Origin of the sequence: Brucella ciceri (assembly GCF_041930145.1) — a bacterium.
GTDB classification, from domain to species: domain Bacteria; phylum Pseudomonadota; class Alphaproteobacteria; order Rhizobiales; family Rhizobiaceae; genus Brucella; species Brucella intermedia.
Genome location: NZ_JBHEEV010000005.1, coordinates 257,144 through 278,257 on the forward strand (window position 1 = coordinate 257,144; position 21,114 = coordinate 278,257).

Genomic DNA, 21,114 nt, shown 5'->3' on the forward strand with positions numbered 1-21,114 from the left:
AAGAGGCGCGACGATTATGAAGATCGCTGTCATCGGTACGGGCTATGTCGGATTGGTCAGTGGCGTGTGTTTCGCGGCCTGGGGACACGAAGTCGTCTGCGTCGACAAGGACGAGCGGAAGATCGTCCGGCTGGAACGCGGCATCGTGCCGATCTACGAGCCGGGGCTGGAGGAGCTGGTGGAACGCAACTTCGCCTTTGGGCGGCTCCGTTTCACGACCGATCTGGCGGAGGCCGTCAAGGGCGCGTCGGTTGTCTTCATTGCCGTGGGAACGCCTGCGCGCGCTGGCCACGGGGATGCCGACCTGTCCTTCGTCTATATGGCCGCTCGTGAACTCGCGCCGCTGATCGACGATCATAGCGTCGTGGTGATCAAGTCCACCGTTCCGGTCGGCACTGGCGATGTGGTGCAGAAGATCATCGGTTCGGTCAAAAGGCCGGGAAGCTTCTCCGTCGCATCCAATCCGGAGTTTCTGCGCGAGGGCGTGGCCATTAGCGATTTTCTGGAGCCGGATCGCGTCGTGATCGGCGTCGAGGATGAGCGCGCGCGCTCCATGCTGGTCACCCTTTACGCTCCGCCGCTCGAACCCCGGCAGACGCCGATCCTCATCACGCAGCGGCGGACGGCGGAACTCATCAAATATGCCGCCAACGCCTTTCTCGCCACCAAGATCACCTTCATCAACGAGCTGGCGGATCTGTGTGAGGAAGTCGGCAGCGATGTCAGCGAACTGGCGCTCGGCATGGGGCTGGACAAGCGTATCGGGACGAGTTTCCTGAATGCGGGGCCGGGTTATGGCGGCTCCTGTTTTCCGAAGGATACGCTTGCGCTTCTGCGCACCGCCCAGGACCACGGGGTGGCCCTGCGGCTGGTCGAGGAAACGGTCACGGTCAATGAAGCGCGCAAGCGCCGCATGGCGCTGAAGGTGCTGGATGCGCTTGGCGGCAGCGCCGAAGGCCGCACGATTGCCATCCTCGGCCTGACGTTCAAGCCCGACACGGACGACATGCGCGACGCACCGTCCATTCCACTTGTCGAGACCTTGCAGCGTTTTGGCGCCAGCATTCGCGCCTATGATCCGGCGGGGATGGAGAATGCCCGCCGCCTTCTCAGCGACGTCGAGTTCCATGACGACCCCTATGACTGCCTGAACATGGCCGACGCCGCCGTGGTCGTGACCGAATGGGACAGTATTCGCAAGCTCGACCTCGTCCGGATGAAGCAGACCATGCGGGACCCGGTAATCATCGACCTGCGCAATGTCTTTTCACCGGCGATTGCCGGGAGCCTGGGTTTCCGGATTTCGACAATCGGCCATCCTGTTCAACAGCGGCAGGAAAGAAGAGCAACAAACGTTCTGCCGCAGGCGCGCATCCGTCAATCGCAAGAACCTTTGACGGGTGCGCGCAACCTCAAGGTCGTGGGAGGTTCAAATGAAACATTTGAAGTTTGAGGCGAAGTTTGGGGCGATGTTTGAGGGTGGGCGGACCCTCTCGTTGCGGAGCAGGCGCGTTCTGCCATTCCTCATCGTGCTTGCCGGGATCAGCGCGCCAGCCGGTGCGTCGCCATCCGCAAAGGATGGGCTGCCCGACGGCGCTCGCCCGATGACGCCCGCCGAGCTTTACATGCTCTATCACGACAAGAGCTGGCAGTGGTCCGATGGTTCCGGGCGCATGGAAAGCCAGAACCGCCGGTTCACCGCGCGGGTCGATGGCGAGAAGGGCAAGGTCTGGGCCGAAGGCCGCTGGCGCATCACAAGGTCGGGGCAGATGTGCTTCGATGCGAAGTGGCATATGGATGAGGGTGTATTCCCCAACAAGACCTGTTTCTCCCACCGCATCGCCGGTGGGACCATCTATCAGAAACGAGAGCCGGACGGCGTCTGGTATGTCTTCCGCCATGCGGGCGGAAACAAGGATGACGAGGCGCGCAAGCTCATCTCCATCGAAACGATAACACCGGACAGGGAAGCGTTGAATCTGGCGCTGCCCGTTGCCCAATCGCCAACGCAATAAAGGAGGCGGCGATGAAAACCTCATACAAACTAGCAACAGCCATTCTTTGCGGCGCGCTGCTTTCAACAGCCGTCTACGCCGCCAGCGGTGTTTCGGGTGCCACTGTCGACACCCGCAGCATGTTCCACGACAAGCGCCCGGTCATCACTCCGCAATCCATCACCTTCGGAGCCTATGATCCGCACGGGGATTTCACCAACGATCCCAATTCACGCATCGAGCATCTGTTCCTGCCGTGGGAGGATGTGGACCTGACGAGCCTTTCGGCGGCGGACGCCTATGCGCAGGAACGGGGCCGCGAACTGCTGATCACCGTGGAACCGTGGTCGTGGGCACGCGACTGGCGCGTGGCGCCGGACGATCTGCTGAGCGGCATTGTGGGTGGCCGTTACGATTCAAACATGGCCGCGGTCTGCTCCGCTGCCTCGAAGCTGAAGAGCCCGGTCACCATTCGCTGGGCGCAGGAAATGGACGACAAGACAGGCCAGTTCACCTGGTCCTACTGGCCTGCGCAGGGCTATATCCGCGCCTATCAGCATGTCGTCAATGTCTGCCGCAAATCCCTGCCGCACGCCAAATATATGTGGTCGCCAAAGGGGGAGGAGGGGCTGGACGCCTATTATCCGGGCGATGGTTATGTCGACGTGATCGGCCTTTCGGTATTCGGTTACGAGCCCTACGACATGCTGGAACTGGGACGGCCATCCACCTTCGTGGAACGCGCCAAACCGGGCTATGACCGGGTGGTGGGTTTCAAGAAGCCGATTGTCATTGCCGAACTCGGCTATGAAGGAAGCGACGCCTATGTCCGCGCCTGGGCGCAGGAAACCAACAAGCCGCAGGCCGAATTTCCCGCGCTGACCGCGGCGGTCTACTTCAATGACCGCGAAGTCTATCCGTGGCCACGTGGTGTGGGACGGCCCGACTGGCGGGTTGCAAACCATCCGCTTGACTGATCCGGCGAAGCGAGTGCGGTCCGGATGAGAAACCGCTTCGCACCTTTGCTGGAAATGCTCCAACGTCTGAACAGGATTACGACAATGTTTTCGATCCGTTTTAGAACCGTCAGCACGACACAGTCCGTTTTCCGGGCTGCACTCCCTTTGGCCGTGCTTCTTGTGGCAAGTGCTGCGGAAGCAGCGCCGAAGCCGAAGGCCGACGATCCGGTCGCCATCGAGGCTGCGGCGGCATCGCCCCTGTCAGCCACGGCGCTTGAGGCGCTTTATTCCGGCAGAACATGGAAATGGAAGGATGGCGGCGGCTATTTCTCCGCCGACAGGCATCGTTTCACGGCCTGGTCGCAGAAGGGCCGGGCATGGTCCTATGCCGAGGGGCGCTGGTATGCCACCGACAACGGCAAGCTCTGCCTGCAGGCCTATTGGGTCAACAAGATGAGCGGCGGCGGTGACACGACCTGCTTCCTCCATCGCGAGAAGAACGGCGTCATCTACCAGAAGCGCTCGCTGGGTGGCACATGGTACGTGTTCCGCAACAATCCACAGCGCCCGACCGACGAGGCCGCCAAGCTCCTGCGGGGCGACCGCATAAGCAAGGGACTGGCGCGCATGAAAGCCGATGCGAGCTGATCGCGAGGCGAACATGCCGGCTCGCCGATCTGTATGGAGTTCCGGCGAGCCGGTGTGACTGGCGCGTTGCGCGCTTCACCCTAGTTGCGGTTGAAGCAGCGGGATTTCTGCCCGAAACCGCTCGGCGTGCACACAAGGGACGTACCGCTCGCATATTGCGAGGCGGAAACCTTCATGACTTTCGCCGATCCCGGCTTGTTGTAGCGAACCTGCCCGTTTGTCTCGACCTTGGCACGATAAACGGAAATCGTTTCGCTTTTCTGCTTGCGGGCATCCTTGGCTTCTGCACCCGCCGTCAGGCATAATGAAGCGGAAAGTCCAACCACTATAGCGGCAGCCCATTTCAAGCTTTCGCGGCGCACAGTATATGCAAATACATTGTTCATGCGATTGCCTCCGGTTGTTATTACCGTGCTTTCTATCGGATGCGTTTTAATATTCTGGCCGGATTTTCATGAAAATTTTCATCAAATGGGATGCAATGATCTTCCGTCACAGACCAATTCCGGTCAGTTCCGGGCGAAGGCGGAAAAGCAGGTCTTCGCTGTGCATGAGGATACCGGCTGCCGCTTCCAACGGATAGCTGACAGATAATGTTCCGGCTTATTTTGATTTTATACGCGCAAATGCTAATATCACGCCATGGTCTTGGGATGCGGTCTGCGCGCCCTGGCCCCCGGTTTGGTTTTGGGAGTTGCCGTGACATCCCCGAGCGACAAGGCCACGAGTGATCTGAAGCCGGAATTTGTGGAGCGCCGCCAGTCAGCGCGAGTGCCGCTTGCGAGGCTTGGAGAAGAAGCCCGAAGCACCAATATTCTGGCCCCGCTGGTCTTTACGACCGAACAATTGGACCGCTCCGCGCAGTTTTCCGCATGGCAGCAGCATGTGGCTCCCCTCTATGATGTGCGCTTGCCGGAAGGCGTCACTGCCCGGGACGGCTTTGCCGTCAGCCAGAAAGTCTGGGACCTGCGTGGGATGCTGCTGATCGAACAGGCAGCCCCTCCGTTCAGTTACGAGCGCACACCGGAAAAAGTTCGCTTCAGCCCCATTGATCACTGGCAGATCAGCTTCCTGCGCAGTGGCCGCTCGTGGACCTCCGTGGATGGCCGGGTGGCGGAAAACGAACCCGGCATGATCAACATCCGTTCGTTCGGCTACCCGTTTCGCGGTCGGGCGCTCGCGACCGAAGCCGTGCTGCTGATTATTCCGGTCGACCAGTTCGCGGGCCTCGGCGGCATGCCGGAAGCCTGCAACAATGCGACGCTCGGAGGCTATCGCGCCAAGCTCCTCATCGATTTCGTATCGACAATCCAGACCGGGCTGGACCGCATAACAGCCGAAGACCTGCCAGAATTGCGCGACGCCTTGCGCCAGCTCGTGTTCGACACCATCGTTCCGCTGGTGAGGGAGAGCGATGCGAACGCGCACGGCGCTTCTCTGGGGCTGATGACCCGCGCCCGGCGTTTTATCCAGAAAAACCTCATGTCCCGCGATCTCACGCCCGATGCGCTCAGCAGGGAGCTGGCGATCTCGCGCACGCATCTCTATCAGCTGTTCGAGGGCTCGGGCGGTGTGCTCAACTATATCCGCCAGAAGCGGCTGTTCGCGGCGCATGAAATGCTGGCCGATGCCTCGGAAAACCGCAAAGTGTCGGATATTGCGCAATTGCTGGGCTTCGAGACCGCGGCCAATTTCACGCGGGCTTTCACGCAACATTTCGGCTACAGCCCCACCAATGTCCGCAAAGCCCTGCCGCGAAATGACGGCACCGGCGACAGCCAGTCCGATGCGAACCGCTCCGTTACATTCGCCCACCTGTTACGCACCCTGGCCATGTTCGACGCATGACGGCGTAAACGCACGGGGTTTGCGCTCCGGCTATTCCTGATCAGGCATAAGTGCAAAATGTTTCATATTCTTGTCGAGTGCCACCCACTCATGCTTCGACTGCTCGAATATCGATAGGGAGGGTGGTGGAAACGCTGGGTCGGCAAACAGGCCGACGCCCACCCCTATCAAGGACGGGGCACCTTCTGGCAGCCAATAGACCGTTGAGCCGCAGCTTGGGCAGAAATGCATCCGAACCTTTGCGGCCGCTTTCGGCTGTCCGAACGAATTCCGTCGATTGACCAGAAATTTCAACACAACCTCCCGAGTAGAAGGCATTCGCACTGAACGGCGCGCCCGTCCTTCGCTGGCAGGCGAAGCAGTGACACAGGGCCGTCAGTTTGGGCGGTTCGTGAGGTGTTACTTTCAGATTTCCGCAAGCGCATTGAGCATAGGTCATCGATTTCTCCTGCATGTGAGATTGCATCGTGGGGAAGGGGAGATGATCGGAAAGGAGCTCGGAAAGGTTCTGAAACCGGCTGCAACTGTGGCAGCGCCTGAACCGAATATTGCATATTATTATTATCGTTCAACGCCTGATCGGCAAGCTGAAATAGAGCCAATTTCTTACACTTGCTTTTGGGAAAGATTTTGCAGACGCTGTGGTCTTGCCTCCCATCGGGGAGGACACAAGGGAGGAAAGACATGCAGCATTACAGACTGAAATCGCTTTCCCTTGCCGCGGCCATTGCCGTTGCAGGTCATCTGCCTTCAGCTTATGCGGCATCGCCAGCCCCGGCCGAAGGCCAGAACGGCATGGTGGTCACGGCACAGCATCTCGCCTCGCAGGTCGGCATCGATGTGCTTAAGAACGGCGGCAATGCCGTCGATGCGGCAGTTGCGGTCGGCTACGCGCTGGCGGTCGTTTATCCGACGGCCGGCAATCTCGGCGGCGGCGGTTTCATGACGATCCGCTTCAAGGACGGCAAGAGCACCTTTCTGGATTTTCGAGAGCGCGCGCCGCTCGCCGCCACCAAGACCATGTATCTGGACAAGGATGGCAAGCCGGTCGATGGCGCCAGCACTGAAACCTATCTCGCCATCGGTGTACCAGGTACGGTGGCTGGCCTTGAGGAAGCACGCGAAAAATATGGCACCCGCAAGCGCGAGGAGTTGATCGACCCGGCGCTGAAACTCGCCAAAAATGGTTTCACACTTGAACTGGGCGATATTCTCTCCTTTGCCGATGGCAACGAAAGACTGGCGAAAGACCCGGCAGCAGCGAGTATCTTCCTGAAAGACGGCAAGCCGCTTCCCCTGGGTGAAAAGCTTGTCCAGCCGGATTTGGCAAAGTCGCTTTCAGCCATTTCGGAAAAAGGCCCGGCAGCCTTCTATCAGGGCGATATCGCCGATCTGATCGTCAAGTCGAGCAAGGAACATGGCGGCATTCTCGCCAAGGCCGATTTCGAGCAATACAAGGTTCGAGAGCTGGAACCGGTCAAGTGCAGCTATCGCGGCTACGATATCGTGTCCTCGCCGCCGCCTTCCTCCGGCGGACTGATCATCTGCGAAATCCTCAACGTGCTGGAGGGTTATCCGATTTCCTATCTCGGCTATGGCTCGGCGGAAACCACGCGTTTGATGGTGGAAGCGATGCGCCATGCCTATGTGGACCGCAACACGGCATTGGGCGACCCTGATTTCATCGATAATCCAATCGAGAAGCTCACCAGCAAGGCCTATGCCGCAGAAATCCGCAGTCGTATCGACCCTTATCGCGCCGGTGTCAGCGAAGCACTGAAACCAGCCGAATTCAAGGAATCCAACGAAACAACGCATTATTCCATCGTGGACAAGGACGGCAATGCTGTCGCGGTGACCTACACGCTGAACGGTTCGTTCGGCACGGCCAAGGTGGCCGAAGGCACCGGCATTCTGCTCAACAACGAGATGGACGACTTCACCATCAAGCCGGGCGTGGCCAATCTCTATGGTCTCATCCAGGGCGAAGCCAATGCCATCGAGCCGCGCAAGTCACCGCTTTCCTCGATGAGCCCGACCATTGTGTCGAAGGATGGCAAGCCGTTCATGGTTATCGGTAGTCCCGGCGGTTCGCGCATCATCACGATCACGCTCGAGGCAATCATGAATGTCATCGATCATGGGATGGACATTCAGGAGGCGATTGACGCCCCGCGCATCCACCACCAGTGGCTGCCTGATCGGGTCTATATGGAAGCGAACGCGCTTTCGCCCGATACGATCCGGCTGCTGACCGGCATGGGCTATACAGTCGGCGAGGACCATAACTGGCCGGTCTGGGGCGAGGCGGCAGGCATTCTCGTCGGCGGCAAGAACATGGCGGCCATCGAAAAGGGCGGCGACAACCGTTATTACGGCGCCATAGACAGCCGTGCCGTCGCTGGTGCCGCCATCGGCTATTAGAGCGGTTCCGTTTGCTGGAAATGCTCTAACCCGGACCACTCCGGCGCCTGATCGTTGAAACGAGGAGACGAGACAATTCACGTCTCCTCAGCATCTGAACTATAGCGGATCAACCGGCGTTTTTGCCGTTGATCCGCGCAGTCTTCAGAATCTCGATGACCATTTCGGAGGCCTTGTTGAGCGAACCGACCGGCAGGAACTCGTAGATCGAGTGGAAGTTGTGCGCGCCGCAGAACAGGTTGGGGCAGGGCAATCCTTTTTCCGAAAGCACCGCGCCGTCATAACCGCCACGCATCGGCAGCGGCGTCGGCTCAACACCTATTGCCTTCATGGCGTCCAGCGCCAGCGCGACCGGATAACGATTTTCGCCTTGCAGGCTCTCGGCTGCGTTGCGGTAGACGGCCTTGTAGTCCACGTGAACCGTACCCTCGCCATGGAGCTGGTTGAAGCTTGCGGCGAGGTTTTCAATGAAGACGCGGCGCGCCTCATATCCGTCCTTCGTGAAATCGCGGATATCGATGACAAGGGTTGTCTCGGCTACGGACCCCTGAATGCCCTTCGCCCAATAATAGCCCTCGGTGCCTTCCGTATATTCGGGACGCTCGCCTCCCGGCATCATCGCGATGAATTGCTGGGCGTAGAGAATGGCATTGCGCAACTTGCCCTTGGCCGACATCGGATGCGCCGGCTGGCCCTTGAAGGTGAGGCGGAACTCACCGGCATTCCAGTTCTCATAAACGATCTCGCCAACCGCACAGCAGTCGAGCGTATAGGCGAAATCGGCATTGAGGGAAGCGACGTCGAGGGCCTTGGCGCCAAGCAATCCGATTTCCTCATCGGGCACGAAAACGACCTTGACCGTACCGTGCTCGATTTCGGGATTGCCGGTCAGCACCTGCATGGCATGCATGATCTCGGCGATGGCGGATTTGTTGTCGGCCCCCAGCAGGCTGGTGCCGTCCGTCACGATGATCCTGTCACCGACATAGCGTTCGAGTTCAGGAAACTCGGCGAGCCGCATGGTAGCGCCGGTGGCCTGGTTGAGCACGATATCGCCGCCCTGATAATCGACGACATGAGCGCGGGTGTCGGTCGTATATTCGCTCGACGTATCGAGATGGGCGACCCAGGCAATTGTCGGAAACCGCTGGTCACCGTTTGGGACATTGGCAGGCAAGGTGCCGACGACGATCGAGTGGTCACGCTCTTCAACCTCCATGCCCATGGCGCGCATTTCGCTGGCGAGCAGCTTTGCGAGATCGGTTTGTCCGGCGCTCGACGGGAGTTTCCCCGCATTGGGTACGGCGGTCGTGTTGATGCGGGTATAGGCTAGAAAGCGGTCTACGATATCCATGTCATTCTCTCGAATATTGGTCAGATGCGGCCCCGGATTCAGCCGGGGCCCAAAGAAGATAGCGGGCGTTCAAAGCGCGCTTCGATCTGGTTGAATCCGATCGGCGCTCTGAACCTGTCATTCTGGAGCATGATCCTGATCGATCCCGTTCACTCCGGTCGGATCATGCTCCATGCCCACCAACCGGAGTTCATCGCCGGTCATCCGGCCAGTCATCCGGCAAGCGGGGACAAGCCTTATTCCTCGATGTCGACGTCTTCAAAGAGATAGCCGCCAAAGGGATCGATGCGGAAATCCCGGACCTTCTTGCTGATCGGCTGCTCGACGATCTGATGGGCGATCGTCAGCCACGGCGCCTGTTCCTTGAACACGACCTGCGCCTGTTCGTAGAGCTTGGTGCGCTCGGCCTGATCCGTCGTCAGCTTGGCCGCCTGAATGAGCTTCTCGAAATCCTGATCGCACCAGTTGGCGCGATTGGCGCTGCCGATGGCCTTGCAGCTCAGAAGCGCGGCGAGGAAGTTGTCGGGATCGGCAATGCCGCCGGTCCAGCCAAGCATGACGGCGCCATCGCGGTCCTTGTCCAGCGAACGCTTGAGATATTCGCCCCAGTCATAGGTAACGATTTCGGCCGTTACGCCCACCTTGGCGAAATCGGACTGGATGAGTTCGGCAGCGCGGCGCGCATTGGGCATATAGGGCCGCTGCACCGGCATGGCCCAGATTTTCATCTTGAGGTCCTTGACGCCTGCCTCGTCGAGCATCTTGCGCGACTGTTCGGGATCGTAAGCGTCGTCCTTGACGTTCTTGTTGTAGCCCCAGACGCTTGGCGGCAGCGGATTGACCGAAGGGACAGCCGAGCCCAGATAGACCGCATCGATGATCGCGGCCTTGTTGACCGCCATGTTCAGCGCCTTGCGGACACGCACATCGTCAAACGGCTTCTGCTGGGTGTTGTAGGCGAGGAAGGAGAGGTTCAGCCCTTCCTTGTGCAGCATTTCGACAGCCGGATCCTTCTTCATCTCCGCAATGTCGGCCGGGTTCGGCGCGGCAATGACATGGCATTCGCCGGACTTCAGCTTCTGGTAGCGCACAGCCGCATCCGGCGTGATCGCGAAGATCAGATTGTCGATCTTCTGCTTGCCCGCCCAATAATCGGGATTGGCCTGATAGCGGATGGCGCTATCCTTCTGATAGGCGACGAACTGATAGGGACCGGTTCCGACCGGCTGCTGGCTGAACTCGGGAATGCGGCCTTCCGCGACGAGCTTGTCGGCATATTCCTTGGACTGGATGACGGCAAATGTCAGCGACAGCGTGGAGATGAACGTCGCTTCCGGATGCGCCAGCACGAACTTGACGGTGTGATCGTCGATCTTTTCGATCTTCTCGATCAGGGAAGGAAAGGAGTAGGCCCCGAACTGCGGCCACGTGCCCTGATTATAATAGGGATTGTCCTTGTTTCCCTGGCGGTCGAACGTGAAGATCACGTCATCTGCATTGAATTCGCGCGTCGGGGTGAAGAAGCTTGTGGTGTGGAACTTCACGCCCTTGCGCAGATGAAACGTATATTCCTTGCCATCGGCGGAAACGTCCCAGCTTTCCGCAAGGCCGGGCTCCAGCTCGGTCGAGCCGCGCTTGATCTTGATGAGCCCGTTGGACACATTGCGCGCCGAAGCATCATAGACGGCGCCGGATGTCGTCTGCGCCGCGTCGAACATTTCGGGAGATGCCTCGGAGCAATAGATCAATGTCTTGGCGAAGACCTGTCCAACTGCCGTGCTGTTGAGCGCAGCCGCGACCAGCGCGGCTGAAAATAGTTTTCCGTATGTGTTCATGAGGCTGCATTCCCTTGCTGACGACGCGACCGACCTTCGGTGGTGTGTTGTTCAGTATCGACTTTTCCAGATGATTCTAAACAGCGGTGCGATTTTTATATGAGCGCGCAAAGCTGCGTGAAGCAAGCCGGTCTTTGGAGTTCCGGCCGCTAATTCGCTATTACCGGGCTTGCGGGACGGCATTTGCCAGCGGTGGGAAACTCCAATAGTTTTGCACCTGCCGATCGAATGATAAACATAGCCGATGCGATATTCTGCCTGGGCAGGCTGATACCGGGATGCAATTCATGAACTTCAACAACAGAAGCACCCGGGGAAATTTCCGCTCTGCCCTATTGCCGTTTTTCGTGTGGCTGCTGTTCAATCTCGTGGCGATGGGCGGCCTTGTGATCTACCAGCGCGCCGCACTTTTGTCCGAGCTTCAGGCCGCCAGTTTCACGTTGCACCGCGAGGCCTCGCAGCGCGCAGGCCAGCACGATGCCCATCTGACCGCGCTTTCCACGATAGCCCAGTCCAAGGCGCGAACCGCCGATGTTTCGCAGAACGATGTCTTCCTCGAAGTGGCGGCGACGATCACCCGGTTCTATCCGCGCATCGACGAAATTCAACTGGTGCCGATGGACCCGGCTCTGCCCGTGGCCGGCACCAGAGCGCTGGAACCGGAGCTGGCCGACACCATACGGGCGGCCGTCCGTTCCTACCGCGGCCTGCCGGAATTGCTGGCGCCATCCGCGCGGCCCGGCCACTACATGATGGTAAAACGCAGCCCCAATACCGACAATCCGCATGACGGTCTCACATTGTCGATCGATGCGGGGAGCCTCATCGGTTCCGACGATGCGTTCTGGAGCGGCAAAGGTGTCGCGCGACGCATCCTCATGCCCGATGGCACGGTTCTTTTCAGCCAACCGGCCTCCTTTGACGATGTCGATTTCTCCAAGAAGCTCGGCAGTGCCTCGCAGCCGTTGCTTTTCCAGACTGCGCTTGCCATGAGCTGGGGCGACCTGCTGCCGTTTGACCAGCTGATACCGCTTCTCATCCTCACCAACCTGTTGTTCTTCGGCGGATTGATCATCGTTCGCCAGACGCAACGCACCCGCCATGCGGAACGCCGCGCGGAGCTGAGCGGCTTCGAGGCGCGGCTCGCCCATGCCTCGCGGGTCAATACGATGGGCGAGATGGCAAGCGGCATGGCGCATGAGCTGACGCAACCCCTGACCGCCCTTCTTGCCGGCGCGCAGGCAGGGCGCCGCCTGTTGAGCCGCAACAATACGGCGGCTCTCGCCGGAGCGCTGGACGATATGGTGGAACAGGCGCGCCGGGCATCCGCCATTCTGGACCGCCTGCGCAACTGGTCTCGTCCGCAGCGCCGGCAGACGACACGTGCCGATCTGCGCCTGTCGCTTCAAAACGTGCAGACCCTGCTCGCCTCGGAAGCTGCCCGCCGGGGCGTCAAGGTCGAGCTTGGGATGCCGGAGACACCGGTGATGGCAGCGGTCGATCCGGTGGAAATGGAACAGGTCATGTTCAATCTCCTCCGCAATGCGATCGAATCCTTTCATGAGGACGATCAGGACCGGCGCGTCAACGCGTCCCTGAAAGCCGATGGAGCGGTGGCGGTTCTGGAAATTGCGGATAATGGTCCCGGCGTCGCGCCGGACCTGTTGCCCCGCCTTTTTACCCCGTTTACCACAAGCCGTCCTGAAGGGACCGGCCTCGGCCTGGCCCTCAGTCAGCGGCTGGTGGAACGTTTTGCCGGAGAGATTTCCTATATCCCACGGGAGCGCGGCGCGCTGTTTCGCGTTGTGCTGCCAATCGCCGAAGAGACAGGAAGTTAAGAGAATGGTTCAGCCGGTCTATCTTGTCGATGACGATGAAGCAGTGCGAAAGTCGCTCAGCCTGCTTTTGTCGACCATAGACATGGAGGTCAGGAGTTTTGCCGATCCGTCTGCATTTCTGGCACAGCTGCCCCGGTTGAAGCCGGGCTGCATGATCTTCGACATTCGCATGCCGGTCATGACCGGCCTGAAACTCCAGGAACTTCTGGCCGGACAGGAAATCGACTGGCCGGTGATCATCATTTCGGGCCATGGCGACATCGAAGCCTGCCGCCGTGCCTTTCGAAACGGCGCGGTGGACTATCTTTCCAAGCCCGTCGATGAGCAGGATCTCATCGATGCAATCCAGAAGGCGCAGCAACTGCTGGATCAGCGGCTCGGCAGCAAGGCGCTGCGGGCCGAAACACTGGCGCTGCTGGACACGCTGACGGCGCGCGAGCGTGAAGTGCTTGGCCGTATCGCGCAGGGGTTCACGACCCGGCAGATTGCCGATGGGCTTGAACTGTCGCCGCGCACGATCGACAGCCATCGCGCGGCCATCGGGGCGAAACTGGGCACGACCTCGCAGGCGGAAATGACGCGCTTGTGGCTGGAAGGGCAGTCCACTCCGTAGAACTACCGAGAAGTTTGTAAGAGCTACGGATTTCGCCGCTCGCCGACGAAAACTAAATGTTCCTCATCACAACCGAGGAACGACCATGATCCGTAAACTTGCAATTGTCGCCCTGTCGATGTCTCCCGCTACCGCTTTCGCCCAGACCCTCCCCACCACGCCTTACCTGCCGCTCGATCTGGCAACCAAGGCCGCACAGGCTGCGCTGGATGCCTGCGTCGCCAAGGGCAGCAATGTGAGCGTCGCGGTCGTGGCGCGCGACGGGGCAACCAAGGTTCTGCTCAAGGCCGATCTTTCCGGCCCGCATACCGGCAACAGTGCCGAAGGAAAGGCATTTACGGCAGCCGCTCTGGGCCGCGACTCGGGCGAGCTTGCGGAGTTCATCGCTTCGAAGCCAGCCAATAACGGCATGCGCGACATGGATTCGCGCTTTGTTATCCAGGCGGGCGGCCTGCCGATCAAGATCGGCGACGCGCTGGTCGGCGGCATCGGGGTCGGCGGCGCACCGTCCGGCGCGATTGACGCGGAATGCGCCCTTGCCGGTCTTCAGGCTATCGAAGCCAAGTAAAATGACAGGCAGGACCGGACCTTGTCCGGCCCTGCCTTTATGTGCCCAACGGCACCTCCCCGACGCCCGCGCCCTGATCGCCGCAATCCCTGCAAAAGCCGTGCCGTTCAAGGAATATGGCTTGCATCGGGGCGCGGGGGCTGATTTTCTGCTCGCCAAAGCCGACGCATCGACGGCTTCGTGGCCGGCGGAACACCGCATCTGCGGATTTTCTGACACGCTTGTATCGCAGACGAAAATCGGCACCGTGACCTGCGGTGGGCGGTCCATCCCGCGCGAACCGGCCCGAAACGTCGCATGCTCGGGATAATGCGGAGGGGACAGAATGGCCGCGAGCCCGGCAAAGCGACTGATAACATTCGGTATGGTTATTCTGCGTGAAGCGGTCGGCGTCTACTGGACGCTGATCAAGATCATGCTGCCGGTGATGGTGCTGACACAACTGGCTATCGAAATGGGGTTGATCAAGGCCATCTCGCCCGCCTTCGCCCCGGTCATGCAGTTCGTGGGCCTGCCGCCGGAGGCAGGTTTCGTCTGGGCGATGAACCTTCTTGTCGGCATCTGGAGCGGGGCCGTGGTGATGTTCGCCGTCCTGCCGGTCGACACACTGACCACAGCACAGGTGACAATCCTCGGTTCGCTTTTCCTCTTTGCCCATGCTCTTCCCATCGAACAGCGTATTGTGCAGAAGGCGGGTCCGCGCCTGATCGTCTCGACGCTGATCCGGGTTGGCGGTGGGCTTTTCTTCGCCTGGGGAATTAACCTGATTTCCAGCCGCACCGGATGGCTCGCGGAACCGGCTGCCCCGAACTGGGTGCCGGGCCATTACGATGCGAGCTGGACCAGTTTCGTGGCGGATACGGCCTCCACGCTGGTCTGGATATTCATTGTCCTGCTCGGTCTGGTCGCGGTGCTGAGAACAATGGATGCCCTCGATGTAACGCGCTTCCTCAACCTGCTTCTTTCGCCATTGCTGCGCCTGCTCGGCATAGCGAAGGACGCCGCTCCGCTAACGGTGGTCGGGCTGGTGTTGGGACTTTCCTATGGCGGGGGCCTCATCATTCGTGAAGCGCAGCGCGGCCATATCCAGCCTCGCGACGTCTTTCTGGCGTCGAGCTTCATGGGGCTCTGCCACAGCCTGATCGAAGATACGCTGATAGTCGTGGCTCTCGGTGCGGATATCTACGTGGTCCTGTTTGGCCGCCTGATTTTCTCGGTTCTGCTGGTTGCAGTCCTCGCAAGGCTTCTGCGCGGAACGGGCGATGCCTTCTTCTTCCGCTTTCTTTACCGGGACAGGATGCATGGCAAATCGCGGCTGCAATACGGGACGGCGGCAGAGGGCCCACTGGATTCGTAGGCGGAGATTTCGGAAGCTTCCAATGTGACAGCGCGCTTCAGTTCGCATTAAAAAATCCCCCACGCGAGGGCGTAGGGGTAAGGGATGCACAGTGATGGGTGGAAGCAACTGAGGGGAAGCGCTTCCATGAAAACCAATAATCAAAATAGTATTCTGAGGCTGAACGGAGTCCTAATCTGTTCGTGCTATCAATATGGATAGAAAGCACCTTTCTCACCTGCAAATCAATCGCAACAATTTGAGGGGGAAAAGTTGGGACCTTTAATCCGGAGCTGGAAGCAGGCGGGCAAAAGGAACCCCGGTGCTGTTGCTGCGCTGGGGTTGTGCGCAGCAAGGGACACTCTACCACCGGCTTTGCACGCAGGAAGTGTAAGGAAAGGCTGGAAGGTGGGAAATCCCATGGTTGCGGGAGGGCATTCTGGGTCGCATCTGGCTCGGAACAGGCGGGAATTTCCGTGACCTGAGCGCATCTGAAAAGTGTGACACGCTTTTCGGAACGAGTTGCGGGGAAAACCCCGGACAATCGATATTTGGAGGGGGCGTCAATGTTCCATGGCGGGTCTCAGGAACAATGCCTCGGCTATTGTCGAAAGATCCTTGTGGCGAGCGCTCAGCACGAAACCGGCGAAGCGCTGGCTGTCCAGTCTGGGATTTTCGGGCAGGGCGAATATGAAGGGGATGGCACCGCGTTCCAGCTGGTCGATGAGCGGGAGCACCGCGTCCGGTTCCAGCGCGACATCCATGACAACGGCGTCCACAACGCCGCCTTCCAGATAATTCAGCGCCTGGATGGCAGTGCTGACCGGACCAAGCACGATGGCTCCGGCATTTGTCAGCCTGGCTGCCGCTTCTTCCGATAGCAGGAACCCGTCTTCAAAAACCAGAATGCGTTTTCCCGAGAACAGACGCATAATATCATCATTAGACTTATTCATTACAAACAGTTGGCCATGTCTGGGACCAAATGACAAGATGCCTCGTGCTGAATTCACATCACGGGCCAAAACACGATAGCGCGGGACAATACGCCTGAAAAACACTATCTAGGCTCCCTCCATGATATCGTGCAGTTTGTGTCGCGCGCGGTGCAGGCGGCTTTTCACCGTGCCGATGGAGCAATCGCAAAGCTCTGCGGTGCGCTCATAGCTTTTGCCTTCCAACACCACCATCGCCAGTACCCGACGATATTTATGAGGCAGGGTCGCCATCGCGGTCTGCACATCATGCGCTTCAAGGGTCAGTTCCTGCGAGGCTTCCACCGAGACTATCGGAGAGACGCACTCGACGGCGCCTGGTGCTTCGCGTTTCTGAATCCGAATCCGGGTGCAGAACGTGTTGCGCATGATCGTAAAAAGCCACGATTTCAGCGGCGAATAAGGCGTGTACTTTTCCCGGTTGGCCAGGGCTTTCATCAGGGTTTCCTGAACGAGATCTTCCGCGTCTTCCTTCTGGCTGTAGAATGTGCGGGAAAAAGCGCGAAGCGCCGGTATCATCTCAACGAGATGTTCCGGCTCCAGCATGTAGTCGGGATCGGGGGTGAACGACATCGCAGTGGCCTTTCCGAACCAACGTCCGGTTAGAGGATGGGGCGGCACAAGGCCGCCCCTTTAATTTACGAATTCTTATGGCTCTGCTGGCCTGCCTTCACATGCTGTTCGTGGCTTCCGCCACGCGAAGATGACTGCTGCTTGTCGCCGCCGCCTCCGCTGCTTGCTTGCTTGCCATCGTTCTTGTGGCTCTGCTGGCCGGCTTTCACGTGTTGTTCGTGTGTGCCACCTTGCGTGTGATTCTGTGCCATTCTCTTTCCTTTCAGTGGTTCCAGACCAATGATTTTGGGAGTGGAGTTTGTCGCGCGTGACATAAGCCTAACCTTGAGGCCCGGAGGATGTTCCAAGAAAAAGCCTGTAACAAACTTCACGTTTCGGACGCGCGCCCGAACTCTGCAACCTGGCCAAGTTCCTTCAGGAACATCGCCCGTTCGCGGTCGTAACCGCTCCTGCCGCGCAGCCGCAGCAGATAGGAGGGGTGGATGGTCACAAAGACGTGGCGGTTTTCGTGCTGCAGCCAACGGCCGCGCACGGCGGCTATCTTCACAGGCTTATCAAAAACGGCGCGGGCGGCCACGGCTCCCAGCGCAACGATGATATGCGGCGACACTTGTTCGATTTCCTGCTCAAGCCACCAGCGGCAGGCTTCTATGTGGCTGGTCGACGGGCGCTGGTGGAGGCGTCTCTTGCCGCGCTGGATGTGGCGAAAATGTTTAACGGCGTTGGTGATGTAGCACCGTTCGCGCTTGATGCCGACTTCGGCGAGACAGGCGTCGAAGACCTGGCCCGCAGGACCGATCAGCGGGCGCCCTTCGATATCCTCCTTGTCGCCGGGTTGCTCGGCGACAAAGAAAATTCCGGCCCCGACAGGGCCTTCCCCGAAAACGGTCTGTGTCGCATCCTTGTAGAGCTCGCAACGCCGACAAGTCTGCGCTTCCGCGCAGACTTGCTCAAGGGTAGGCTGGCGATGTGAAATTGCCGGGGCGGGGCTTGTCATTGCCGCTCCGTGGCGGAAGGCGGCGGCTGCGATTCCGTGGATGTAGGCGGTGTGCTGTTGTCATCCATGAAACCGCGCCCCGGACGCATTTGTCCGTAAAGTTCCACCGCACCCCAGACAATCATCGCCAGTATCAGGCTGGAAACGAGGATTGTGAGGATACGCCCTCCATTCAAACCTTGACGGGCCTTGCGCGGATCCACCTCTTTCATCGGCCGATCCACCTAGCCCCAGCGCTGACGTTCGCGTTCGATCTCGTCTGCCGTGTAGGGCGCAGCCGACGCATTGAAGCTCTCCCATCCTTCCTCGAGATAAGCGTCGCGGCGCTGGCCGATATTGACACGTCCCCAGTCTTCCAGAATGGCTTCGACCTTCTCGCGCTCGCTTTCGTCGCAGCGGACCGCGACCAAAGCGCTGCCCCGGCGAATGGCTTCGCTATAGGCCTGCGCCTCTTCCTCGGGTATGCCCGTATCAACGAGGGCGCCCACGATACCGCCTGCGACGCCGCCGGCTGTCGCGCCGCCAACAAGCCCGACCAGCGTAGCGGTGAGCCAGCCACCTGCCACGACCGGGCCGACGCCGGGAATGGAAAGAAGGCCAAGCCCGGTCAGCAGTCCGGCACCGCCGCCTGCGACCGCGCCGAGACCGGCCCCGGTTTCGACGCCCGTCACGGTGCTCCCGTCCCCTTCCGCGGCATCGCCTGCATATCGACCATCGGTATTATTCGAAATCAGGCTGATATTGTCCGAAGAGATCCCCGCTTCCTCAAGGGAACGAACGGCGTCCATTGCTTCGTCATAATTGTCGAACAGACCTGTGATATAAGCCATTTTCATCTCCTTTAATTCGGTTGCCGGTTACAGCCGGATCACTGCGTGGTGATGTTTCCCTGGAAATCGAAAAGAACCTTCACGGGCTGCCCGTTACGCGCAGCATCGGCGCGCCAGACGCCATCCTCGCCAAGCTGAAGGTGCATGATGTTGGTATAGCCTTCTTCGGTCAGGCGTTCCTTCACCTGATCTTCGGTAAAGCTGTTCTGCCCCGGCACGGGCGCCTTGGGGTTTTTCTCTCCGGGTGTCGTCACAGCAGGTGTTTGCGGGTCACTGGAGGGGGCGGCGGTTTGGGCAAAAGCTGCCGGTGTGACCAGCAGGAAAACCGCGCTTGCGCAATATCGAATAGACTGTTTCATCGTAGGCTCCCTTGTTTCTGGGGACTGTCCCAACCAACGAGCCGATCGAATGTTCCCTTGGAATTTCAACGGGCACCGAGAACCATTTCCCTGATCCAGCGGGTCAGGAGCTGGTTGTAGGTCTTTTGATGGCGCTCTTCCGTGAGGGCATGGTCTGCGCCGTCCAGCATGCGAACGGTCAGCGAACGGGCATTGATGAAGGCGGTTTGATAGCTCGCCACTGTCGGATGCGGAACGATGACGTCATGCTCGGACTCGACCAGAAGCACATCGCCGCGAAATTCCCGTGCCTGCCGCAAGGCGCGGTTGTCGTCATAACTGACCAGTGCCGAGCGATAGGATTGCAGGTCCCTGCGATCGAGCCTTGCCTTGGGAACCTGCCAGAGCTCGTCACGATAAAGGGCAGGTGCTCTGAGCGCCAGCCAGCGAACGGGGCGCAATTCTGTCAGCAATGTCGCGAGATATCCGCCATAGCTGCTGCCTATGACGACAATGGAGTCGTCCTCGACCATCTTGAGGCTGGCCAGGCTGTCATAGGCGGCGATTGCGTCGTCGAGGTTTTCGCCGCGCGTCACGGTCTTGTTGCCGGAGAGCAAATCCCCGTGGCCGCGCATATCGAAGGTGAGGCAAACGCAGCCGAGCGAGGATATTGCATTCGCCCTTTCGATGTCGCGTTCCTGGCTGCCGGCCCAGCCATGAAGAAAAAGGACGCCGGGAATGGTAGTGTCTGGAGAGATTACTGTCGCGGCCAGTTCATACTGGTCGACACGGACGGCGGTATCGTTACGGATCATGATAGATTTTCTCGATTCTCGCATATTTATGCAGGGGCTGACCGAGATCGTCCTCACCGGAATAGACGATGAAATCATCGTCCCGGAACGTCGGCGCTTCGTCGCGGCTCTCGTGCAGAACGGCCTGCACGGCGGTCACGGTTTCATCCTGCATCAGTTTTTCCATTGCCAGCAGTTCAGCGGGGGAAGCGCCTCCCACGCGCCACGACTGTTCAAGCACTCCACAGCGCACGCCATTTTCGGTTATCGGCCCGACAAGCACGTCATAATTCCTGCGTGACGCGACCAGTCCAAGATGCTCGCGGGCCGCTTCATCGTAGCGCCGGGCATTCTCCACGACCTTGCGTGCAGTTGGCGATTGCAGAAGCTGAAGAAGCGCATCCCAGTCGCCGCGCACCACGCGCAACCGGCTGCCGGCATAAAATTCCTTACCGGCCTTGTCGCGGGAACTGTACTGACGGCCCAGATAGGTTCCGACATGGTTTCCAAGCTGGATCTGCCCGACGGAATAGGTCGTGGAATTGTCCACATCCTCTTCGAGAACCAGTCCGTTTGCGATATCGACCTCTGAAACCTCGGCGAGAAAACTGTCGAGCGAGCGGACGGTGTCGATGACGCTCTGGTCCTCGCCGCCGGACGCATAGGGATTCTTGAACCGAATTTTGTGCTTTTTCAGCAAGGCACTCGCCGCTTCCAGAGCGTGGCGGTGCGAGAACACCGAGAAGCCCGGCAGAACGCAATCCTGCAAACATGCCGCGAACTGTCCCGTCCATCCCTCGGGCAGGTCGTCGTGGTCGTGCCAATGTGGATGGGTAACGAGCTTTGTCGCCATGAAACCGCGATGAACGATGCCGCCATAGAAGCGATCCACGGTCATGTCGGGGTTCCCCTCCTGCCGGGCGAGGGCGTAGGTCGGGATAAAAAACGTTTCGCCATCTTCGTCGAAGTCTTGCCCAGTGGGAAGTAGTTGCCGGCCTGTGAGGGCCGAGAGACGCGTAGCCAGCGCTTCCGCGCTGGCTACGGTGTGGTGGCTGTCCGACGCCCGGCAGACGACGCGAATTTTCCGCATGGGGTCTTCCCGCAAAAGGGCGCTTTCCATGTCGTCACCTCGCTGTCGATCCCGGGCTAGCGGTTGCGCACAGGCTGCGA

The 21,114-nt window shown here is 59.5% G+C and carries 22 protein-coding genes and 1 pseudogene; 10 read left to right on the top strand and 13 right to left on the bottom strand.

Going from position 1 to position 21,114, the window contains the following annotated elements; genetic code table 11:
- The first annotated feature begins 16 nt into the window (after positions 1 to 16).
- The 4 genes from JNC63_RS12135 (at position 17) to JNC63_RS12150 (ending at position 3,601) form a co-directional block, all read left to right on the top strand.
- Positions 17 to 1,453, top strand: a complete 1,437-nt coding sequence (locus tag JNC63_RS12135; RefSeq protein WP_006469557.1) for a UDP-glucose dehydrogenase family protein — start codon at positions 17 to 19, stop codon at positions 1,451 to 1,453.
- Positions 1,434 to 2,015: a DUF995 domain-containing protein gene (locus JNC63_RS12140; protein ID WP_374846359.1), complete on the top strand. Its 582-nt coding sequence runs from the start codon at positions 1,434 to 1,436 to the stop codon at positions 2,013 to 2,015. Before JNC63_RS12135 ends, JNC63_RS12140 begins: the two co-directional genes overlap by 20 nt.
- Positions 2,016 to 2,026: 11 nt before the next feature.
- Complete coding sequence (locus tag JNC63_RS12145) at positions 2,027 to 2,971, top strand: glycoside hydrolase family 26 protein (protein ID WP_006470788.1); 945 nt, start codon at positions 2,027 to 2,029, stop codon at positions 2,969 to 2,971.
- Positions 2,972 to 3,055: 84 nt separating this feature from the next.
- Positions 3,056 to 3,601 (top strand): DUF995 domain-containing protein, encoded by a 546-nt coding sequence (locus tag JNC63_RS12150; RefSeq protein WP_022569387.1) that lies wholly within the window; start codon positions 3,056 to 3,058, stop codon positions 3,599 to 3,601.
- An 80-nt stretch (positions 3,602 to 3,681) separates the two neighbouring features.
- Here the strand turns inward: JNC63_RS12150 and JNC63_RS12155 are convergent, their stop codons facing one another.
- Positions 3,682 to 3,987 carry a hypothetical protein gene (locus JNC63_RS12155; protein WP_006469554.1) on the bottom strand — a complete coding sequence of 102 codons (306 nt, stop codon included), beginning with the start codon at positions 3,985 to 3,987 and terminating at the stop codon, positions 3,682 to 3,684.
- A 313-nt stretch (positions 3,988 to 4,300) separates the two neighbouring features.
- On the opposite strand from JNC63_RS12155, the gene JNC63_RS12160 reads away from it, so the two are divergent.
- Entirely contained in the window at positions 4,301 to 5,449 is a 1,149-nt protein-coding gene (locus JNC63_RS12160; protein ID WP_036564795.1) for a helix-turn-helix domain-containing protein, read from the top strand.
- A 30-nt stretch (positions 5,450 to 5,479) separates the two neighbouring features.
- On the opposite strand, the pseudogene JNC63_RS12165 reads toward JNC63_RS12160, so the two are convergent.
- Positions 5,480 to 5,888 (bottom strand): annotated as a pseudogene (locus tag JNC63_RS12165) (GFA family protein).
- A 245-nt stretch (positions 5,889 to 6,133) separates the two neighbouring features.
- Here JNC63_RS12165 and ggt point away from each other — a divergent pair.
- Positions 6,134 to 7,873 (top strand): gamma-glutamyltransferase, encoded by a 1,740-nt coding sequence (ggt, locus tag JNC63_RS12170; protein ID WP_006470789.1) that lies wholly within the window; start codon positions 6,134 to 6,136, stop codon positions 7,871 to 7,873.
- A gap of 109 nt (positions 7,874 to 7,982) precedes the next feature.
- Here the strand turns inward: ggt and pepT are convergent, their stop codons facing one another.
- Together pepT and JNC63_RS12180 are read right to left on the bottom strand one after the other, a co-directional pair.
- Complete coding sequence (gene pepT / locus JNC63_RS12175) at positions 7,983 to 9,227, bottom strand: peptidase T (RefSeq protein ID WP_006469550.1); 1,245 nt, start codon at positions 9,225 to 9,227, stop codon at positions 7,983 to 7,985.
- A 236-nt stretch (positions 9,228 to 9,463) separates the two neighbouring features.
- The gene (locus tag JNC63_RS12180; RefSeq protein ID WP_006469549.1) at positions 9,464 to 11,062 is read right to left on the bottom strand and encodes an ABC transporter substrate-binding protein; all 1,599 of its coding nucleotides are present in this window, start codon (positions 11,060 to 11,062) and stop codon (positions 9,464 to 9,466) included.
- A 287-nt stretch (positions 11,063 to 11,349) separates the two neighbouring features.
- Here JNC63_RS12180 and JNC63_RS12185 point away from each other — a divergent pair, with 287 nt between their 5' ends.
- The 4 genes from JNC63_RS12185 to JNC63_RS12200 all read left to right on the top strand — a co-directional run bounded on the left by JNC63_RS12185 (position 11,350) and on the right by JNC63_RS12200 (position 15,438).
- Positions 11,350 to 12,900: a sensor histidine kinase gene (locus tag JNC63_RS12185; protein WP_036564797.1), complete on the top strand. Its 1,551-nt coding sequence runs from the start codon at positions 11,350 to 11,352 to the stop codon at positions 12,898 to 12,900.
- A gap of 4 nt (positions 12,901 to 12,904) precedes the next feature.
- On the top strand, positions 12,905 to 13,513 hold the full coding sequence (locus JNC63_RS12190; protein WP_006470794.1) for a response regulator transcription factor: 609 nt from the start codon (positions 12,905 to 12,907) through the stop codon (positions 13,511 to 13,513).
- An 85-nt stretch (positions 13,514 to 13,598) separates the two neighbouring features.
- Positions 13,599 to 14,081 carry a GlcG/HbpS family heme-binding protein gene (locus JNC63_RS12195; RefSeq protein ID WP_006469547.1) on the top strand — a complete coding sequence of 161 codons (483 nt, stop codon included), beginning with the start codon at positions 13,599 to 13,601 and terminating at the stop codon, positions 14,079 to 14,081.
- 325 nt (positions 14,082 to 14,406) lie between these two features.
- Positions 14,407 to 15,438 (top strand): hypothetical protein, encoded by a 1,032-nt coding sequence (locus JNC63_RS12200; RefSeq protein ID WP_063621232.1) that lies wholly within the window; start codon positions 14,407 to 14,409, stop codon positions 15,436 to 15,438.
- A 542-nt stretch (positions 15,439 to 15,980) separates the two neighbouring features.
- Here JNC63_RS12200 and JNC63_RS12205 read toward each other — a convergent pair.
- From JNC63_RS12205 to JNC63_RS12245, 9 genes are all read right to left on the bottom strand, one after another.
- Positions 15,981 to 16,349: a response regulator gene (locus JNC63_RS12205; RefSeq protein WP_006470796.1), complete on the bottom strand. Its 369-nt coding sequence runs from the start codon at positions 16,347 to 16,349 to the stop codon at positions 15,981 to 15,983.
- 132 nt (positions 16,350 to 16,481) lie between these two features.
- Complete coding sequence (locus JNC63_RS12210) at positions 16,482 to 16,985, bottom strand: sigma-70 family RNA polymerase sigma factor (protein WP_006470797.1); 504 nt, start codon at positions 16,983 to 16,985, stop codon at positions 16,482 to 16,484.
- Between the two features lie 65 nt (positions 16,986 to 17,050).
- Complete coding sequence (locus tag JNC63_RS12215) at positions 17,051 to 17,236, bottom strand: hypothetical protein (protein ID WP_006469543.1); 186 nt, start codon at positions 17,234 to 17,236, stop codon at positions 17,051 to 17,053.
- Positions 17,237 to 17,352: 116 nt separating this feature from the next.
- Positions 17,353 to 17,982: a UdgX family uracil-DNA binding protein gene (locus tag JNC63_RS12220; protein ID WP_374846363.1), complete on the bottom strand. Its 630-nt coding sequence runs from the start codon at positions 17,980 to 17,982 to the stop codon at positions 17,353 to 17,355.
- Positions 17,979 to 18,194 carry a hypothetical protein gene (locus tag JNC63_RS12225; RefSeq protein WP_006470798.1) on the bottom strand — a complete coding sequence of 72 codons (216 nt, stop codon included), beginning with the start codon at positions 18,192 to 18,194 and terminating at the stop codon, positions 17,979 to 17,981. Before JNC63_RS12225 ends, JNC63_RS12220 begins: the two co-directional genes overlap by 4 nt.
- A 12-nt stretch (positions 18,195 to 18,206) precedes the next feature.
- Complete coding sequence (locus JNC63_RS12230; RefSeq protein ID WP_006470799.1) at positions 18,207 to 18,812, bottom strand: general stress protein; 606 nt, start codon at positions 18,810 to 18,812, stop codon at positions 18,207 to 18,209.
- 38 nt (positions 18,813 to 18,850) lie between these two features.
- The gene (locus tag JNC63_RS12235) at positions 18,851 to 19,171 is read right to left on the bottom strand and encodes an alpha/beta hydrolase family protein (RefSeq protein ID WP_036564767.1); all 321 of its coding nucleotides are present in this window, start codon (positions 19,169 to 19,171) and stop codon (positions 18,851 to 18,853) included.
- 65 nt (positions 19,172 to 19,236) lie between these two features.
- Positions 19,237 to 19,965, bottom strand: coding sequence for an alpha/beta hydrolase family protein (locus JNC63_RS12240; RefSeq protein ID WP_006473428.1), 729 nt, complete (start codon positions 19,963 to 19,965; stop codon positions 19,237 to 19,239).
- The gene (locus JNC63_RS12245; RefSeq protein ID WP_063621236.1) at positions 19,955 to 21,034 is read right to left on the bottom strand and encodes a DUF3182 family protein; all 1,080 of its coding nucleotides are present in this window, start codon (positions 21,032 to 21,034) and stop codon (positions 19,955 to 19,957) included. Before JNC63_RS12245 ends, JNC63_RS12240 begins: the two co-directional genes overlap by 11 nt.
- Positions 21,035 to 21,114 lie beyond the last annotated feature (80 nt).